1 pseudogene is annotated in these 239 nt (G+C 39.7%); it reads right to left on the bottom strand.

Features of this window, described 5'->3' with window-relative positions:
- Positions 1 to 239 (bottom strand): annotated as a pseudogene (locus ACSV5T_RS10330) (hypothetical protein); the annotation flags it as partial.

Below are 239 nucleotides of genomic sequence, written 5' to 3'. Positions count from 1 at the left end.
TCAAGATTAAATATGTTACTATCAAGATTGATAGGTTCAAAATAGTAACGAACTGTATCTGCTCCAAATTCATCGTTTAATTTGGGCCATTCTGCCCCTGAAAGCACGGTAAACCCAAGCGTATCGATTCCAAGGCTTTCAGTAAACGAACGCACCACATAATCAGGCTGAACGAAGTCGTTGAAGTATTTGATAGTGACATCCCGATCTTTCTCATCACCGTAAGGAATTAAGAGTTC

It is taken from the genome of Veillonella sp. ZSJB6 (assembly GCF_051549505.1).
Lineage (GTDB): Bacteria > Bacillota > Negativicutes > Veillonellales > Veillonellaceae > Veillonella.
This window is presented reverse-complemented; position numbering and strand designations above follow the sequence as displayed.